The organism is Lentiprolixibacter aurantiacus (assembly GCF_026241225.1).
Taxonomy (GTDB): domain Bacteria; phylum Bacteroidota; class Bacteroidia; order Flavobacteriales; family Flavobacteriaceae; genus Lentiprolixibacter; species Lentiprolixibacter aurantiacus.
On sequence record NZ_JAPFQP010000001.1, the window covers coordinates 1404888 to 1418821 of the forward strand.

Genomic DNA, 13934 nt, shown 5'->3' on the forward strand with positions numbered 1-13934 from the left:
TGGAGTACTTATATATCTGTTTGCAAAAGTAAGCAAACCCTTAGTAAAAAGTACATAGTAAGGTTACATCTGTTAGTCAATTTTACTGGGTGGTGTTGAGGTCGGTGATTCCCCTTGCCCTTAGGTCGCTTTCTGCCGCGATATACCCGAAAGAATTCCAGGTTTCACCTGCTACAATGTCTTTCAGGCGGTCCACGCCCTCCTGTTCATTTCCTTCGCATACATACCAGTTGGCCAGGCCATAGGCTACTGCATCAGATGCGGCTGAAGGTTCTCCCTCTGGTATCAGGGACGCTTCGTTCACTAATCCCTTGTAAAAGAGGCACAAGTTGTGATACCCTGTGTTTTCGATAATGTTGGCACTTGCAGTAATAGGCAGTAACAGGCTGTCTGCCAGAGCTTTGTTGCCTATTCGCCTTTGGATCATATACAGCCAGTGTGTGCTGGATACCAGGTTATCATCATTGGAACCGCTTTCCCTGCATTTCAGGTATGCTTCAAAGGCTTTTGGGAAATCCTGCTTGAGATAATAGGCCAGTCCCAAATGGTACCATATGTTGCCGTGAAGTGTGCTAACCGGTATGTTTTGCGGGTTGGGCATACCATCAGGCTCAACCTGGTTGGGTTTACCGGCGATCAGCTCTGCGGCTTTGCTGAGATCACTGATAGCTTTGTCGAATTCCCTTATGGAGATATAGCGATGTCCTCGGTGACGGTATATCCGTGCATCATCGGGAAATTTCTCAATACCCTTAGAGTAGATTTCTATGGCTTCTTTATATTGACCCAAGTAGGCCACCCTCCGTCCATACCAGATGAGCATATCTGCCTTGTCCTGATCTTTCTCATATGCGGCTTTGGCCTCCTCAAATTGTTGCAGGAGCTTTTCAGAAGGGCGCTGCAAGGCATATACCTTTCCCAAAGGCGTTTTAAATTCCTGTTTGTCTGATATCTGTTCTGAAGCTTTGGGCTTGCAGGAAGAAATTAATAGGATGAAACCCAAAATCAGTACGCCAATTACAGCCTTATTTCCGGGGTATGGTATTCGTTTTGTTATCATAGTGATTAAAGATAAAAAAATAAGCTCCGGCTGTGCAGCATTACATGGTTGAGTAAACGGCAGAAATCATCTTCCCATTTTGTATCTTTAAGTCATAACCCTCAACTAAACACAAGTATGAAAAGGCGCCAATTTGTAGGCCAGGCATCCGCCCTGGGACTCAGTACAGCCCTGCTCGGTTGTACTTCCAAAAATCAATCAGCTAAAGCAGCTGCAGTAACTGAGAAGAAAATCAAACACAATCCCATAGGGGTCTCAACCTATTCCTTCTGGCAGTTCAACGGACCCAAGGAAGATAGTCCTATTGAGGCCTGCATTGATAAGGCCGCAGCCATGGGTTTTGATGGTATTGAATTACTGCTGGTGCAGATGGCATCTGAGGAAAACAGCTATTTGCAAAACCTGAAGAGACGGGCCTTTCACGCGGGACTGGATATCATGGGATTTAGCACACATCAGGGTTTTGTTAACCCGTCCGTTGAGTACAGGCAGGAAAATATTGATAAAACCATACATCAGATAGAGCTGGCTTACAAACTGGGCATCCCTACCATGCGTATCAACACCGGTCGATGGGGTACCTCGGAAAATTTTGATGTTCTGATGGCCAATAAAGGAATTGAACCGGCTATTGAGGGATATACCGATGAGGAGGGTTTCGCCTGGGTGATTGATTCCATAGAAAAATGCCTTCCTACGGCAGAAAAATGTGGTGTTGTTTTGGGATTAGAAAACCATTGGGGCCTGGGGAGGACTGCTGAAGGGGTTTTACGAATAGTGGACGCCATTGACAGCCCCTGGTTGCAGGTTACCATGGATACAGGGAACTTCCTGGAGAACCGGGAAGAGCAATTGGCACTTCTGGCTCCCCGGGCTTATCTCATACAGGCCAAAACCTATTTTGGTGGCGGTAAATGGTATACCCTGGATATAGACTATGACAAAATAGGCCAAATGATGCGAGACCTGAACTACAGGGGCTATATTTCGCTGGAGTTTGAAGGCAATGAAACTCCTGATACTGCAGTGCCTAAGAGCCTGGAATTGCTCAGGAAATCATTTTATTACGAGCTGTAATGGGCATGCCAAAAGTCCTGAAATGAAAAAACTCCGGTAATCAGCCGGAGTTTATTCATCAATCAAAAAACGAACAGTCATGATAAACTGTTGTTACCGTTCCCAAGTTACAATTTTTTTAACATTATTCCAATTGATAGTCAAAAGGTAACTAGGGCGAAGATCTATCCCAGATAGGTCTTCAGTATTTTGCTGCGAGAAGTGTGTTTCAACCTTCGTATTGCTTTTTCCTTAATTTGTCTGACACGTTCTCGTGTAAGGTCAAAAGTTTCACCAATTTCTTCAAGGGTCATGGAATGTTGTCCAGCCAGTCCAAAATACAGGCGAATCACGTCTGCCTCCCTTGGTGTAAGCGTTTCCAGCGCCCTTTCAATCTCGGTCCTCAGGGATTCGTGCAATAAATCCTTGTCCGGATTGGGAGATTCACCGCTTCTGAGTACATCGTAAAGGTTAGAATCTTCACCATCGATCAAAGGAGCATCCATAGATACGTGCCTTCCTGAGTTTTTCAGGGATTGTTTCACGTCTTCTACGGTCATATCCAATTCCTTGGCAATTTCTTCTGCAGAAGGCACCCTTTCATGGGCCTGCTCCAGGAACGCAAAGGTCTTGTTGATCTTGTTAATCGAACCAATCTTATTCAGGGGCAAACGCACGATACGTGACTGCTCTGCCAATGCCTGCAGGATCGATTGTCGAATCCACCAAACCGCGTAGGAAATAAATTTGAATCCACGGGTTTCGTCGAATCGCTGGGCAGCCTTGATCAGTCCTAGGTTACCTTCATTGATAAGGTCCGGGAGGGTAAGCCCTTGATTTTGGTATTGTTTGGCAACCGAAACCACAAATCTCAGATTGGCCTTGGTCAATTTTTCCAAAGCGGTCTGATCACCTGCTTTAATCCTCTGGGCCAGCTCTACTTCTTCATCAGCCGTAATCAGGTCTACCTTTCCGATTTCCTGCAGATACTTATCCAGAGAGGCGGTTTCCCTGTTGGTTACCTGTTTTGTAATCTTAAGTTGTCTCATCTAAATTACCTTTCTTTTTTAGTTCATAGCATTACTGCTGCATATACTTATACGTAAAAAGAATCCAAATGTTACAAAGAGGTTACTAAAATTTAACAAAAACGTAAAAAAGCCCCGTATTTAGGGGCTTTTTCTCACAAAAGGACAGTTTTATTAGTCTCTTTTCTTAAATGGTCGCTTGGAACCACCGCTTCGGTCATTCCTGCCACCGCGATCACTTCTCGGAGGGCGTTCTTTATATCCTTCCGGTTTAGATAACAGGGCTTTGCGTGAAACCTTCTCTTTTCTTGTGCGGGGATCCATACCGAAGTATTTCACATCGATCACATCGCCCAGGTTAACCACATCGGTAACCTTATCGGTGCGTTCCCACGCCAGTTCTGATACGTGCAGGAGGATTTCATTCCCCGGTGCATCCATATATTCAACAACGGCTCCAAAATCCAGGATCTTGATTACCTTGACCTCGTATACACTTCCCACTTCCGGTTTAAACGTAATGGAATCGATCTTGGCCAGAACGGCATCAATACCTGCCTGATCCGTACCCAGTATCTCAACCAGACCTTCCTCGGTAACCGGATCCTCGTTGATTACAATGGTAGTCTTGGTTTCTTTCTGCAGTTCCTGAATCACTTTTCCTCCAGGGCCAATCAATGCGCCGATATATTCTCCGGGAATAGTAGTGGTAACCATTTTTGGAGCATGTGGCTTCACATCCGGCTTCGGTGCAGGGATGGCATCAACAAGCTTTTGCAGGATGTGAAGTCGACCTTCTTTAGCCTGGTTGAGGGCTTTTACAAGAATCTCGTAAGAAAGCCCCTTTACTTTAATGTCCATCTGGCAGGCGGTGATTCCATCTGCTGTACCGGTAACCTTGAAGTCCATATCCCCGAGGTGATCTTCATCTCCAAGGATGTCTGACAGGATAGCATACTTTCCGGTTTCTGTGTCTGTAATAAGACCCATAGCGATACCGGAAACCGGTTTTTTCAATTGTACCCCGGCATCCATAAGTGCCATAGTACCTGAACATACGGTAGCCATGGAAGAAGAACCATTACTTTCCAGTACTTCAGAAACCACGCGAACTGTGTAGGGGCAATCCTCAGGGATCATTCCTTTAAGTGCCCTCTGGGCCAGGTTTCCGTGTCCGATTTCCCTGCGCGATGTTCCGCGGATAGGTCGGGCTTCCCCTGTAGAGAATGGAGGGAAATTGTAGTGCAGGTAAAATGTTTCTTCTCCTTCATAGGAAGGCATATCGATCTGGTTTGCCTCTCTGGAGGTACCCAGTGTTACTGTAGCCAGGGCTTGTGTTTCTCCCCGTGTAAATATGGCAGAACCGTGGGTGGAAGGCAGGTAATCTACTTCGCACCAGATGGGCCGGATTTCATCGGTCTTACGACCGTCCAGTCGTAATCCTTCATTCAGCACCAGGTCACGGATAGCTGCTTTTTCTGCCTTGCTGTAGTATTTGGAGATCAGATCGCCCAGTTCTTCCTGTTCTTCTTCGCTAAAGCTGGCTTTGACCTCTTCCTTGATCTCAGAGAAGGCTGCCCCTCTTTCGTGCTTGGCAGAACCGTCCTTGGCTACGGCGTAGACTTTGTCATAGGCCATTTCCCTGATTCGGCTTTCCAGCTCTTCTTCCTCAGCAGATACTTCGTACTCCCTTACTTCCTTTTTACCTACAGCTTCTGCAAGCCTTATCTGGGCAGCGCACTGTACTTTAATGGCTTCGTGTGCAAATTTGATGGCCTCAACCATTTCCTCTTCGGAAATTTCACCCATCTCTCCTTCTACCATCATCACAGAGTCTTCAGAAGCCCCGATTACCATGTCGATGTCGGAATTTTCCAGTTGCTCTCGAGTAGGATTGATAATGAGTTGTCCGTCTACCCTTCCCACACGCACCTCAGAAATGGCACATTCAAAGGGGAAGTCAGACAATTGAATAGCTGCTGAAGCCGCCAGTCCGGCCATGGCATCGGGCATCACGTTTTCGTCATGAGACATCAACTGTATCATAACCTGGGTTTCAGAGTGATAATCCTTTGGGAAGAGTGGCCTCAATACACGGTCTACCAGACGCATAGTAAGGATTTCCCCGTCACTTGGACGAGCTTCACGTTTAAAGAATCCTCCGGGGTATCGGCCCGAAGCTGCAAATTTTTCACGGTAATCTACCGTTAGTGGAAGGAAATCCACATCAGAAGCTTTGTAATTAGACACTACAGTACAGAGTAACATACAGCGTCCAGATTGTACCACTACAGAACCGTGGGCCTGTTTGGCAAGTTTTCCGGTTTCAATAGAAATTTCTCTACCGTCACCAAGGTCAATGACCTCTTTAAAGGTTTTTGGAATCATAAAAATTCGTTAGTTCCTGTATAAAACAGGATTGTTATACAATGGTCTCCGGGCTTACCGGCCGGTCAGGGTTGTGTTGTGTTGTTGACCAATGAAAAACTGTGTAAGCTTTTTGTGGGATCCCGATCGGGCTCCCGGGGTATGTAAAAAGGGGAAGCAGCGCTTCCCCTTGAAAAATTTATTTCCTTATGTTCAATTCTTTAATAAGTGCACGGTATTTTTCAATATCCTTATCCTTCAGGTAATCCAGTAAACTTCTTCGTTTACCTACCAGCTTCACCAGTGACCTTTCGGTATTGTAATCCTTCTGGTTCTCTTTCAGGTGTTTGGTAAGGTGATTGATCCGATACGTGAATAACGCGATCTGCGCTTCAGTAGATCCGGTGTTCTTTTCAGAACCTCCGTGCTTTTTAAAAATGTCTGCTTTAATTTCTTTAGTTAAATACATGCCAATATTATTAAAATGATTTTTATGTATGTGATTGAGCGTCAATCAGGGCGCAAAGATAGTAATATTTTATTCAATAGCCGATTAAACTTTTTTAACCTCATGTTAAACCTTTTTTGCAGTGGACAGTCCTAAGGTTGTAATGTTAAAAAATTGTTATTATGAAACGTCTCAAAAAAATGAACTTCGCAGGAGCAGTGGTCATGGCTAGCTTTATGTTTATCTCCTGTGAGAAAAAAGAATCTCCTGAAGTTATCAATGAGGAGCAAACCTTTGAAGTAGCAAATCTTCAGACTAGTGATGAATCCGAGTTAATTTCCGAGGAAATTATGAACATTGGAGAGGATGTGTACGCTACAGATGAGATATCCCTTACTTCGCGGGCAAATTACCGTTCGGATTACCTGCCCGATTGTGTTACGATCACGACTGTAGTGACCAGCACTACCCGTGAAAAAACCATTGACTTTGGAGAAGGATGCGAACTTCCCAATGGTAATGTCCTCAGTGGTATTATCTATCTGAGCTATGAAAAAGACATGGACCTGGCAACGAAGACAATTGCGCTGTCCCTGGAGAATTTTACCTTTAATGGGGTAGCTGTGGAAGGTAGTGCGTCCATAGTACGCATGCGATCTAACGAAAACGGCAATCCCCAGTCCGATGCCAGTGCAAGCTTTAGTGGCACCTGGCCAGATGATAGCACGGCTAGCTTTACAGGAAACCGTACCCGCGAATGGATTGAAGGCTTTGGAAGCGGCTTCTGGGGCGATAATGTTTTCCTGATTTCCGGGAAAAGCACCTTCACCGGTAAAATGGGCAATGTATTTGCCAAAGAGACCATCTCCCCGCTGAGAAGGGAACTTTCCTGCCGGTTTATAGTAAGCGGAGTGCTGCAGATTACCCGAAACGAGCTCACTGCGACCCTGGATTTTGGCGACGGGTCCTGCGATGCGAAAGGTTTGCTTACCTATCCCAATGGAGAAACCGAAGAAATATTTTTAAGAAGGTTCAGGTAAGACCCGATGTGGTTTGAAATTGAAAAAGCCCTGACAATTTTCGTCAGGGCTTTTCTTATTTTCTTATTGGCAGGTTCTGTATAAGGTCAATATAGAGGTTTACCTTTTTCTTAAGATCCCTCCTGTGGGTGATAAAATCGAGGAAACCATGTTCCAGTACAAATTCCGAGGTCTGGAATCCATCTGGCAGGTCCTGGCCTGTAGCTTCTTTAACTACACGCGGTCCGGCAAAACCAATCAGGGCGCCTGGCTCTGAAATATTAATATCCCCAAGCATGGCGTAGGATGCGGTGGTTCCTCCGGTGGTAGGATCTGTACACAGGGAAATGTAAGGCAGTCCAGCTTCAGCAAGCTGAGCAAGCTTTGCTGATGTCTTTGCAAGCTGCATCAGAGACAGTGCAGCTTCCATCATACGCGCTCCCCCTGATTTGGAAATCATCAGAAATGGCATTTTATGCTCGATGGCATAATCAATACCCCGGGCAATTTTCTCGCCTACCACACTTCCCATGGATCCACCTATAAAGGCGAAGTCCATGCAGCTAACCACAAGTTCTTTTCCCATGGATTTACCAACAGCCGTGCGCACAGCGTCTTTGAGGTTGGTCCTCTTCTGGGCTGCTTTGAGGCGATCTGAATATTTCTTGGTGTCTTCGAATTTCAGAGGGTCTTTAGAAGTTAGCTTCGCATCCAGTTCGGTAAAGGTGTTGTTATCAAAAATGATCTCAAAATACTCCTTGCTGCCAATTCTTACATGGTAATCGTCTTCCGGGCTCACGTAAAAGTTTTTAGCAAGCTCTTCTGACTCAACTATTTTTCCTGTAGGTGATTTGTACCAAAGGCCTTTGGGGGTGTCTTTCTTCTCCTCCGTTGCCGTTTGAATTCCTTTCTCTTTTCGCTTAAACCATGCCGTCATATCAGTCTCCATTTTACAGTGTTATCCTTACAGCGTATTCACATTATTTAAGTCTTCAAAAGCCTGTGTAAGCCTTTCCACAAAAGATTTTTCACCTTCCCTTAACCAAACCCTGGGGTCATAGCTCTTTTTGTTGGGAAGGTCGTCTCCATCCGGGTTCCCGATCTGGGATTGCAGGTAAGCAGATTTTTCCTGAATGTAATCACGCACTCCGGCAAGGAAAGCGTATTGCAGATCGGTGTCTATATTCATTTTGATCACACCATACCCAATCGCTTCGCGAATTTCTTCCAGGGTAGAGCCGGAACCACCGTGGAATACAAAATCAATATGATTGTGGCCCACGCCATATTTCTCCGAAACATATTCCTGAGAATTCTTAAGGATCTTGGGGGTTAGCTTAACATTTCCAGGCTTGTAGACACCGTGGACATTTCCAAAGGCAGCGGCGATGGTAAAGCGGTGGCTCACCTTTAAAAGCTCCTCATAAGCGTAGGCCACTTCTTCCGGCTGCGTATATAGCTTGGAATCATCAACATCCGTGTTGTCAACCCCATCTTCTTCACCACCGGTTATGCCCAGCTCAATTTCCAGTGTCATATCCATCTTGCTCATTCGTGCCAGGTACTCCTTGCAAATAGCAATATTTTCCTCAATGGGTTCTTCAGACAGGTCGATCATATGCGAACTGAACAGGGATTTCCCGGTTTCTGCAAAGTGCTTCTCGCTGGCATCAAGCAGGCCGTCTATCCATGGTAGTAATTTCTTGGCACAATGATCTGTATGCAATATCACTGTAGCCCCATAGGCTTCAGCTAGCTGATGTACATGTTTTGCACCGGCGATAGCCCCCTGAATGGCCGACTGCTGGTTTTCATTTGAAAGGCCTTTACCAGCATTGAACTGCGCTCCTCCATTTGAGAACTGTATAATTACCGGTGCATTGAGTTTGGCAGCGGTTTCCAGTACCCCGTTAATGGTGCTGGAGCCCACAACATTAACAGCGGGAAGGGCAAAGCCTTTTTCTTTGGCGTATTTGAAAATTTCCTGGACTTGGTCTCCTGTAGCAACTCCAGGCTTGATATTGTGCGACATATTAGTGTTGATTGGTTTATTTGTAGATGAGGCAAATGTAATAAAATAATTAGGTCTAAAAAGGATAGTTAATCCCGATTTGGAACACGGCATTGGCAAAGTTATAATCCCTGAACCACCTTTTAGAAGGCTCTAGCGCCGGATTATACGTTTTAAATCCGGTATCCAGTCGAAAAACAAAATAAGAGAAATCGTACCGGATCCCGAAACCAGATCCTATGGCAATATCTGCCAGGGATTCGAAGCCACTGAATGTTTTTTTCGGATCGTCTACATTATCCCATACATTCCAGATATTTCCCACATCGGCAAAAAGTGCCCCCTTGATGTCTCCAACAATGGGAAAACGATATTCCAGGTTGAATGCCAGTTTCAGGTTGGCCTCGTTGAAGTCGTTTATATCCTGGGAACTACCTGGCCCGAGGGAATACGGAAACCATGCCCTGTTGTCGTTAGAACCCCCGGCAAAATAACTCCGCACAAAGGGTACACTTTCCGCATTGCCGTAAGGCACGGCGATCCCGAAGAAGGTACGCATGGCAAGAACATTGGAGCGCGAAAGGTCCCAATGTTTGATATAGTCCAGTTCGGTTTTAACGTATTGGGAAAAGGGTACCCCAAAGACCAGCAGGTTTCCGTTGTCGTTTTCTTCAAACGGAACGATCCTGGAGATGGTAGAAAGGATGTTTCCTGCACTTTCAAACTTAACCCGGATCTGCGAGAAACTGTTGTCATTGATCCCGGAACGATTATTACGGGTAAAGGTGAAATTACTGGTAAAGATCAGGTTGTTTTCTGTTAATCGCTGTCTGCGCTCTTCGATTCGACTAACATCTATAAGGTCTTCCTGAGAAGAGGACACATCGCCGTTGAGGATAGCATTGGTAAATCCGGTAGTCCCTTCCGGTATTATCAGGCGCCTTGGATCCGTTGTATTATCAGTGTCCTGAAAAAACTCGTCAAGCTCAGGAAACGCCAAGGGGTCCTGATAGGCATCTGCAATATTGTCCAGGGATTCATAGCTACTCGTGTATACGTTGAAGAAACGGTCTGGGTTAACGTTACGTACGTACTGTACATTCAGCAATTCGAGTGCACTCCTTTTAAAATCCGAAGGCGACCAGTTGTATCCGAATATAGAATTGAATGTCTGCTTGTCCAGTCCAATATTTTCCTGGAAGCTGATCCCGGCACTAATCCGGGTGGTGGGCAGCATATAATAAGGTACGATACGGTCTGCCTTAACAAACGGGAGCCAGAAAGGAAACCAGATCCTGGGAAAAGTGAGGTTGATTTCACTTCCTATTTCCGAGAAGTAATCCTCCGGCAGGGACTCATCACTCAATAAACCAAAGGTTCCCCTGGCAGAGAGGCTCAGGGTTTCTGCACCGCCGAAGATATTGCGGCTTACCAGGGCAGTACTAAAACCGATACCAAGCCGCTGAATGTTGGAGTGGGTTATGTCAAAGTCGAGTCCCAAAGAATATTTAGACCTGGCAGAAAGGTAAATATTGGAAGTCAGGACATCCCTCTCCGGATCCTCAATGAATTCGATATTGGGATATTTAAAAGTGTTGAGGTTGGTAATTTGCCGGTAGGTTCTTATACGGTCTAAATCCCTGTAGATACTGTCTTTGGTAAAGAAAATTGCGTCCGTGAGGGCCTTTGGCTTGTAACGGAGTTTATCCTTGTAATAAATGGTATAATCGTCATAGCTAACAGACTTCAGGGAATCCATATCCTGACCAAACTGGTAGTCGGCATAGATGTTGATCTGATCAAATTTAAAAACCTTGTAGGCCGCAGTGGTTACCGTTGTGTCGGAACGCCTGCGCAGGTCTTCAATATTGAGCTCCACATTCATCAGCTGGTCATCATTAGCCCTTGTGGTATCCCTTTCAATATCGTAGGTAATGGAACTTTCCTGGAAGTTGTAGACTCCTGAATTCCTGAACAATGAGGTGAGCCGCTCCCGTTCCAGGTTGAAATTGGCCAGATCAAAAACATCCCCTGTTTTGATAAAGGAATTTTCGGCATTCAGGTTGTAGAGCGAATCTATGGCAGAAGACTGTATCTGCTTGGTAAAGGTGTCTATAATGAAAGGCTTCCCCAGGTTGATATTGTAATTGATTTCTGCATGCTGCTTGCGCGTGGGGATAACAGAATAGGTAGTGGTGTTATTGAAATAACCCTTGGACCCGTAATAGGCACTCAGGCGTTCCAGGGACCTGCGGGTCCTGTTAGTATCTATAATTACAGGGGCCTCGCCAATTTTTTTCAACCATTCGCTGTACCCCTTGACCAGAAAGGATTCTCCAAGGCGGTTTACCTGTTTTTCCGAGAGTAAGCGGGCCAGCCGGGCTTCCCGTTTTGGCCTGCGCTTCAGCCATTCCTGAAAGGTTGAATCCGGGTTGGGCTTTGCCAGGTTGTATAGATTGAGCCTCAGCGGATACCCAAGCACCCTGCTGTTGGGTTTTTGCACCAGCAGGCTTTGAATATCATCATCAACCACCCGTTCGCCATTGGTAAAGACCCTGTTCTTGCTAAGCAGCAGCTCATCGTCCTCAACCCGTTTCAATGTATTACAGGAAGCAAGCAGTATTGCCAAACAGAATAAAACTATTTTTGCAGTACGGGCTTTAAAACGAAGAAGGGTCCCCATAAACATCAAAAATACATTATTTGAATGGTTGTCAAAAGTCAATTGAAGTATATCAAAAGCCTGCAGCAAAAAAAATACCGAATGCAATACAAGCGCTTTGTGGCAGAAGGCTTTAAGACCGTGGAGGAATTGCTTCGGGCCGGCTGGAAGGCCGAATTGCTTTTTGCTACCGAAACCGGACTGGATAAAGAACTCGGATCCAATACCCAATTGATTTCGCCAAAACAAATGTCCCAGATCAGTTCCTTTAAAACGCCCAGCAAGGTTTTAGGGGTTTTTGAGGTTCCGGAGGCCGGGGAAGTTGATTTTACTGACTGGATAGTGGCCCTGGATAAAGTCCGGGACCCTGGTAATCTGGGAACTATAATTCGCCTTTGTGATTGGTTTGGAATTACCCACCTGGTTTGCTCAACAGATACGGTAGAGGCCTTTAATCCAAAAGTTTTACAGGCCACTATGGGCTCAATTGCCCGTGTTGATATTACTTACACGGATTTACCTTCTTTTTTAAAGGATGCTGATGTCCCTGTTTTCGGGGCTTTTATGGATGGAAAATCGGTTTACGATACTGAGCTTCCCTCATTTGGAATTCTGGTTATGGGTAATGAGGCCAACGGTATATCCAAAGAAGTAAGTGATGTTATCCGGAATAAAATTAGTATTCCCCAATACGGTAAACCCTCTGCCGAAAGCCTTAATGTTGCCACAGCAACGGCCATACTCCTCAACGAGCTGAGGAGATCTTAGGGATTACTCAAATGTGAAGTTAATAAAGATGCCCCTGGTTCTCAGGCCACTGATATTACCTGTCCAGGGACTGTTGGGATCATTGTCCGGGACCAGTTCGTCACTTAGGGCGAAGACCCCGCGGATAGAAGGGGCGAACTTGAAGTATTCTGTGTAGAAATCGATTCCAAAGCCCAGTTCGTAATGAAATACGCTTTTCTTCATGCGGAAGGTGCCACTGCTGTTATCATCCAGGCTGTCTTCATTGCTGCCCAGATTTAACTGGGTACCTACACCCCCAATGATAAAAGGTTTCCAGTTACCTATTCTGCGGGTACTTACTTTTAGTAACAAAGGGAAATTAATGTAAGTAGATTTTACTTCACGAATGGCATCGACCGGATCTGAAAAGCCAGGAAACCCCAGGGTGCGTTGGGTATAAAACAAACCGGGTTCAAAACGGAGGTCGAGGAATTCATGCAGCCTCATTTCCCCGATAAGCCCTACATTAAAACCCAGGGATTTATCAACCAGGATATCCCCCAGGTCGTTTTTATATTCAAACTTGAAATCGTACTGGTTAAAGCCCAGGAAGTAACCCCAGTTCAAAAAGTCCTTATCCTCATTCTGCAGATTCAATATGGGCTTTTCATTGAACTGAGCATTCCCCTTGAACAAAACCAGCGTAAATAACAAGAGTAAAACGCTGATAGGTTTTATTTTGAATATGCTGATGTCTGCTGCAGATGGAAAACCCATATAATTTATTCCTTTATTGATCGCTGCCGTGGACGGATTATTTGGCAGCTACATATATAGAAGCCACCCCAAACGTCTGAGGCCTGCATTCAATACCTATAAACCCGATTTCTTTCAAAATATTGTTGAAAGCCTGGCCATAGGGAAAGGCAGCTGCAGATTCGGAGAGGTAGCGGTAAGCGGAACGGTCCTTGGAAAACAGGCGTCCAACAGCGGGGAGCACATAACGCGAATGAAGGTGATAGCCCTGTTTAAAAGGAAATCGCGTGGGGACAGATGTTTCCAGGACTACCAGCGTGCCCCCGGGTTTCAATACCCGGTAGATCTCCTTTAAACCCTTGCCCAGGTCCTCAAAATTGCGGACCCCGAAGGCAACGGTAGCCGCATCAAAGGTTGCATCCTGAAAATCCAGAGCTTCACTGTCTCCAATCACCATCTCTATCCTGTCGTCCAGGGATTGATCCTTTACTTTCTTTTTTCCTATTTCCAGCATGCCCGGGGAAATGTCAAGGCCTACAATTTTTTCTGCCCCTGTTTCCTTGAGTGCTATGGCAAGGTCTCCTGTTCCCGTCGCTATGTCGAGGATGCGTTTGGGTTTTTTCTCAGTTAGTATACCCACTACACGCTTTCTCCAGCGGACATCAGTCCCGAAGGAGATAACCCGATTGAGCCTGTCGTACTCCCCGGATATAGTATCGAACATGCGGGTAACCTGTTTCTTCTTGCCTTCTTCAGACTCCTTGTACGGGGTAACCTTTTTTGCCATATTCAGTATTT

At 45.6% G+C, this 13934-nt stretch carries 12 protein-coding genes; 3 read left to right on the forward strand and 9 right to left on the reverse strand.

Annotation, left to right across the window (positions count from 1 at the left end; all coding sequences use genetic code 11):
* Positions 1–82 precede the first annotated feature (82 nt).
* Positions 83–1060 carry a tetratricopeptide repeat protein gene (locus OO016_RS06300; RefSeq protein WP_266011703.1) on the reverse strand — a complete coding sequence of 326 codons (978 nt, stop codon included), beginning with the start codon at positions 1058–1060 and terminating at the stop codon, positions 83–85.
* Positions 1061–1177: 117 nt separating this feature from the next.
* On the opposite strand from OO016_RS06300, the gene OO016_RS06305 reads away from it, so the two are divergent.
* Positions 1178–2137 carry a sugar phosphate isomerase/epimerase family protein gene (locus OO016_RS06305; RefSeq protein WP_266011704.1) on the forward strand — a complete coding sequence of 320 codons (960 nt, stop codon included), beginning with the start codon at positions 1178–1180 and terminating at the stop codon, positions 2135–2137.
* Between the two features lie 164 nt (positions 2138–2301).
* On the opposite strand, the gene OO016_RS06310 is transcribed toward OO016_RS06305, so the two are convergent.
* The 3 genes from OO016_RS06310 to rpsO form a co-directional block, all read right to left on the reverse strand.
* Positions 2302–3165 carry a sigma-70 family RNA polymerase sigma factor gene (locus OO016_RS06310; protein WP_266011705.1) on the reverse strand — a complete coding sequence of 288 codons (864 nt, stop codon included), beginning with the start codon at positions 3163–3165 and terminating at the stop codon, positions 2302–2304.
* A 153-nt stretch (positions 3166–3318) separates the two neighbouring features.
* Positions 3319–5532: a polyribonucleotide nucleotidyltransferase gene (locus OO016_RS06315; RefSeq protein ID WP_266011706.1), complete on the reverse strand. Its 2214-nt coding sequence runs from the start codon at positions 5530–5532 to the stop codon at positions 3319–3321.
* Positions 5533–5710: 178 nt separating this feature from the next.
* Positions 5711–5980: a 30S ribosomal protein S15 gene (rpsO, locus tag OO016_RS06320; RefSeq protein WP_266011707.1), complete on the reverse strand. Its 270-nt coding sequence runs from the start codon at positions 5978–5980 to the stop codon at positions 5711–5713.
* 161 nt (positions 5981–6141) lie between these two features.
* Between rpsO and OO016_RS06325 the strand changes: the two genes are divergently transcribed.
* The gene (locus tag OO016_RS06325; RefSeq protein WP_266011708.1) at positions 6142–6999 is read left to right on the forward strand and encodes a hypothetical protein; all 858 of its coding nucleotides are present in this window, start codon (positions 6142–6144) and stop codon (positions 6997–6999) included.
* 55 nt (positions 7000–7054) lie between these two features.
* Here OO016_RS06325 and accD read toward each other — a convergent pair whose 3' ends face one another.
* The 3 genes from accD to tamL are packed head-to-tail and all read right to left on the reverse strand — an operon-like array spanning position 7055 to position 11618.
* Positions 7055–7915, reverse strand: a complete 861-nt coding sequence (gene accD / locus OO016_RS06330) for an acetyl-CoA carboxylase, carboxyltransferase subunit beta (RefSeq protein WP_266011974.1) — start codon at positions 7913–7915, stop codon at positions 7055–7057.
* Positions 7916–7942: 27 nt separating this feature from the next.
* Positions 7943–9010: a class II fructose-bisphosphate aldolase gene (gene fbaA, locus OO016_RS06335; RefSeq protein ID WP_266011709.1), complete on the reverse strand. Its 1068-nt coding sequence runs from the start codon at positions 9008–9010 to the stop codon at positions 7943–7945.
* Between the two features lie 55 nt (positions 9011–9065).
* Positions 9066–11618, reverse strand: coding sequence for a translocation and assembly module lipoprotein TamL (gene tamL, locus OO016_RS06340; protein ID WP_369413827.1), 2553 nt, complete (start codon positions 11616–11618; stop codon positions 9066–9068).
* A gap of 78 nt (positions 11619–11696) precedes the next feature.
* Here tamL and OO016_RS06345 point away from each other — a divergent pair, with 78 nt between their 5' ends.
* Positions 11697–12419: a TrmH family RNA methyltransferase gene (locus OO016_RS06345; RefSeq protein ID WP_266011711.1), complete on the forward strand. Its 723-nt coding sequence runs from the start codon at positions 11697–11699 to the stop codon at positions 12417–12419.
* A gap of 3 nt (positions 12420–12422) precedes the next feature.
* On the opposite strand, the gene porT is transcribed toward OO016_RS06345, so the two are convergent.
* Together porT and ubiE are read right to left on the reverse strand one after the other, a co-directional pair.
* Positions 12423–13157 carry a type IX secretion/gliding motility protein PorT/SprT gene (gene porT / locus OO016_RS06350; RefSeq protein ID WP_266011712.1) on the reverse strand — a complete coding sequence of 245 codons (735 nt, stop codon included), beginning with the start codon at positions 13155–13157 and terminating at the stop codon, positions 12423–12425.
* Between the two features lie 37 nt (positions 13158–13194).
* Entirely contained in the window at positions 13195–13923 is a 729-nt protein-coding gene (gene ubiE / locus OO016_RS06355) for a bifunctional demethylmenaquinone methyltransferase/2-methoxy-6-polyprenyl-1,4-benzoquinol methylase UbiE (RefSeq protein WP_266011713.1), read from the reverse strand.
* Positions 13924–13934 lie beyond the last annotated feature (11 nt).

Bases quoted from the DNA above. Each gene is read 5' to 3' on its own strand.
- OO016_RS06300 (WP_266011703.1), bottom strand. From the start codon at position 1,060: ATGATAACAAAACGAATACCATACCCCGGAAATAAGGCTGTAATTGGC.
- OO016_RS06305 (WP_266011704.1), top strand. From the start codon at position 1,178: ATGAAAAGGCGCCAATTTGTAGGCCAGGCATCCGCCCTGGGACTCAGT.
- OO016_RS06310 (WP_266011705.1), bottom strand. From the start codon at position 3,165: ATGAGACAACTTAAGATTACAAAACAGGTAACCAACAGGGAAACCGCC.
- OO016_RS06315 (WP_266011706.1), bottom strand. From the start codon at position 5,532: ATGATTCCAAAAACCTTTAAAGAGGTCATTGACCTTGGTGACGGTAGA.
- rpsO (WP_266011707.1), bottom strand. From the start codon at position 5,980: ATGTATTTAACTAAAGAAATTAAAGCAGACATTTTTAAAAAGCACGGA.
- OO016_RS06325 (WP_266011708.1), top strand. From the start codon at position 6,142: ATGAAACGTCTCAAAAAAATGAACTTCGCAGGAGCAGTGGTCATGGCT.
- accD (WP_266011974.1), bottom strand. From the start codon at position 7,915: ATGACGGCATGGTTTAAGCGAAAAGAGAAAGGAATTCAAACGGCAACG.
- fbaA (WP_266011709.1), bottom strand. From the start codon at position 9,010: ATGTCGCACAATATCAAGCCTGGAGTTGCTACAGGAGACCAAGTCCAG.
- OO016_RS06345 (WP_266011711.1), top strand. From the start codon at position 11,697: ATGGTTGTCAAAAGTCAATTGAAGTATATCAAAAGCCTGCAGCAAAAA.
- porT (WP_266011712.1), bottom strand. From the start codon at position 13,157: ATGGGTTTTCCATCTGCAGCAGACATCAGCATATTCAAAATAAAACCT.
- ubiE (WP_266011713.1), bottom strand. From the start codon at position 13,923: ATGGCAAAAAAGGTTACCCCGTACAAGGAGTCTGAAGAAGGCAAGAAG.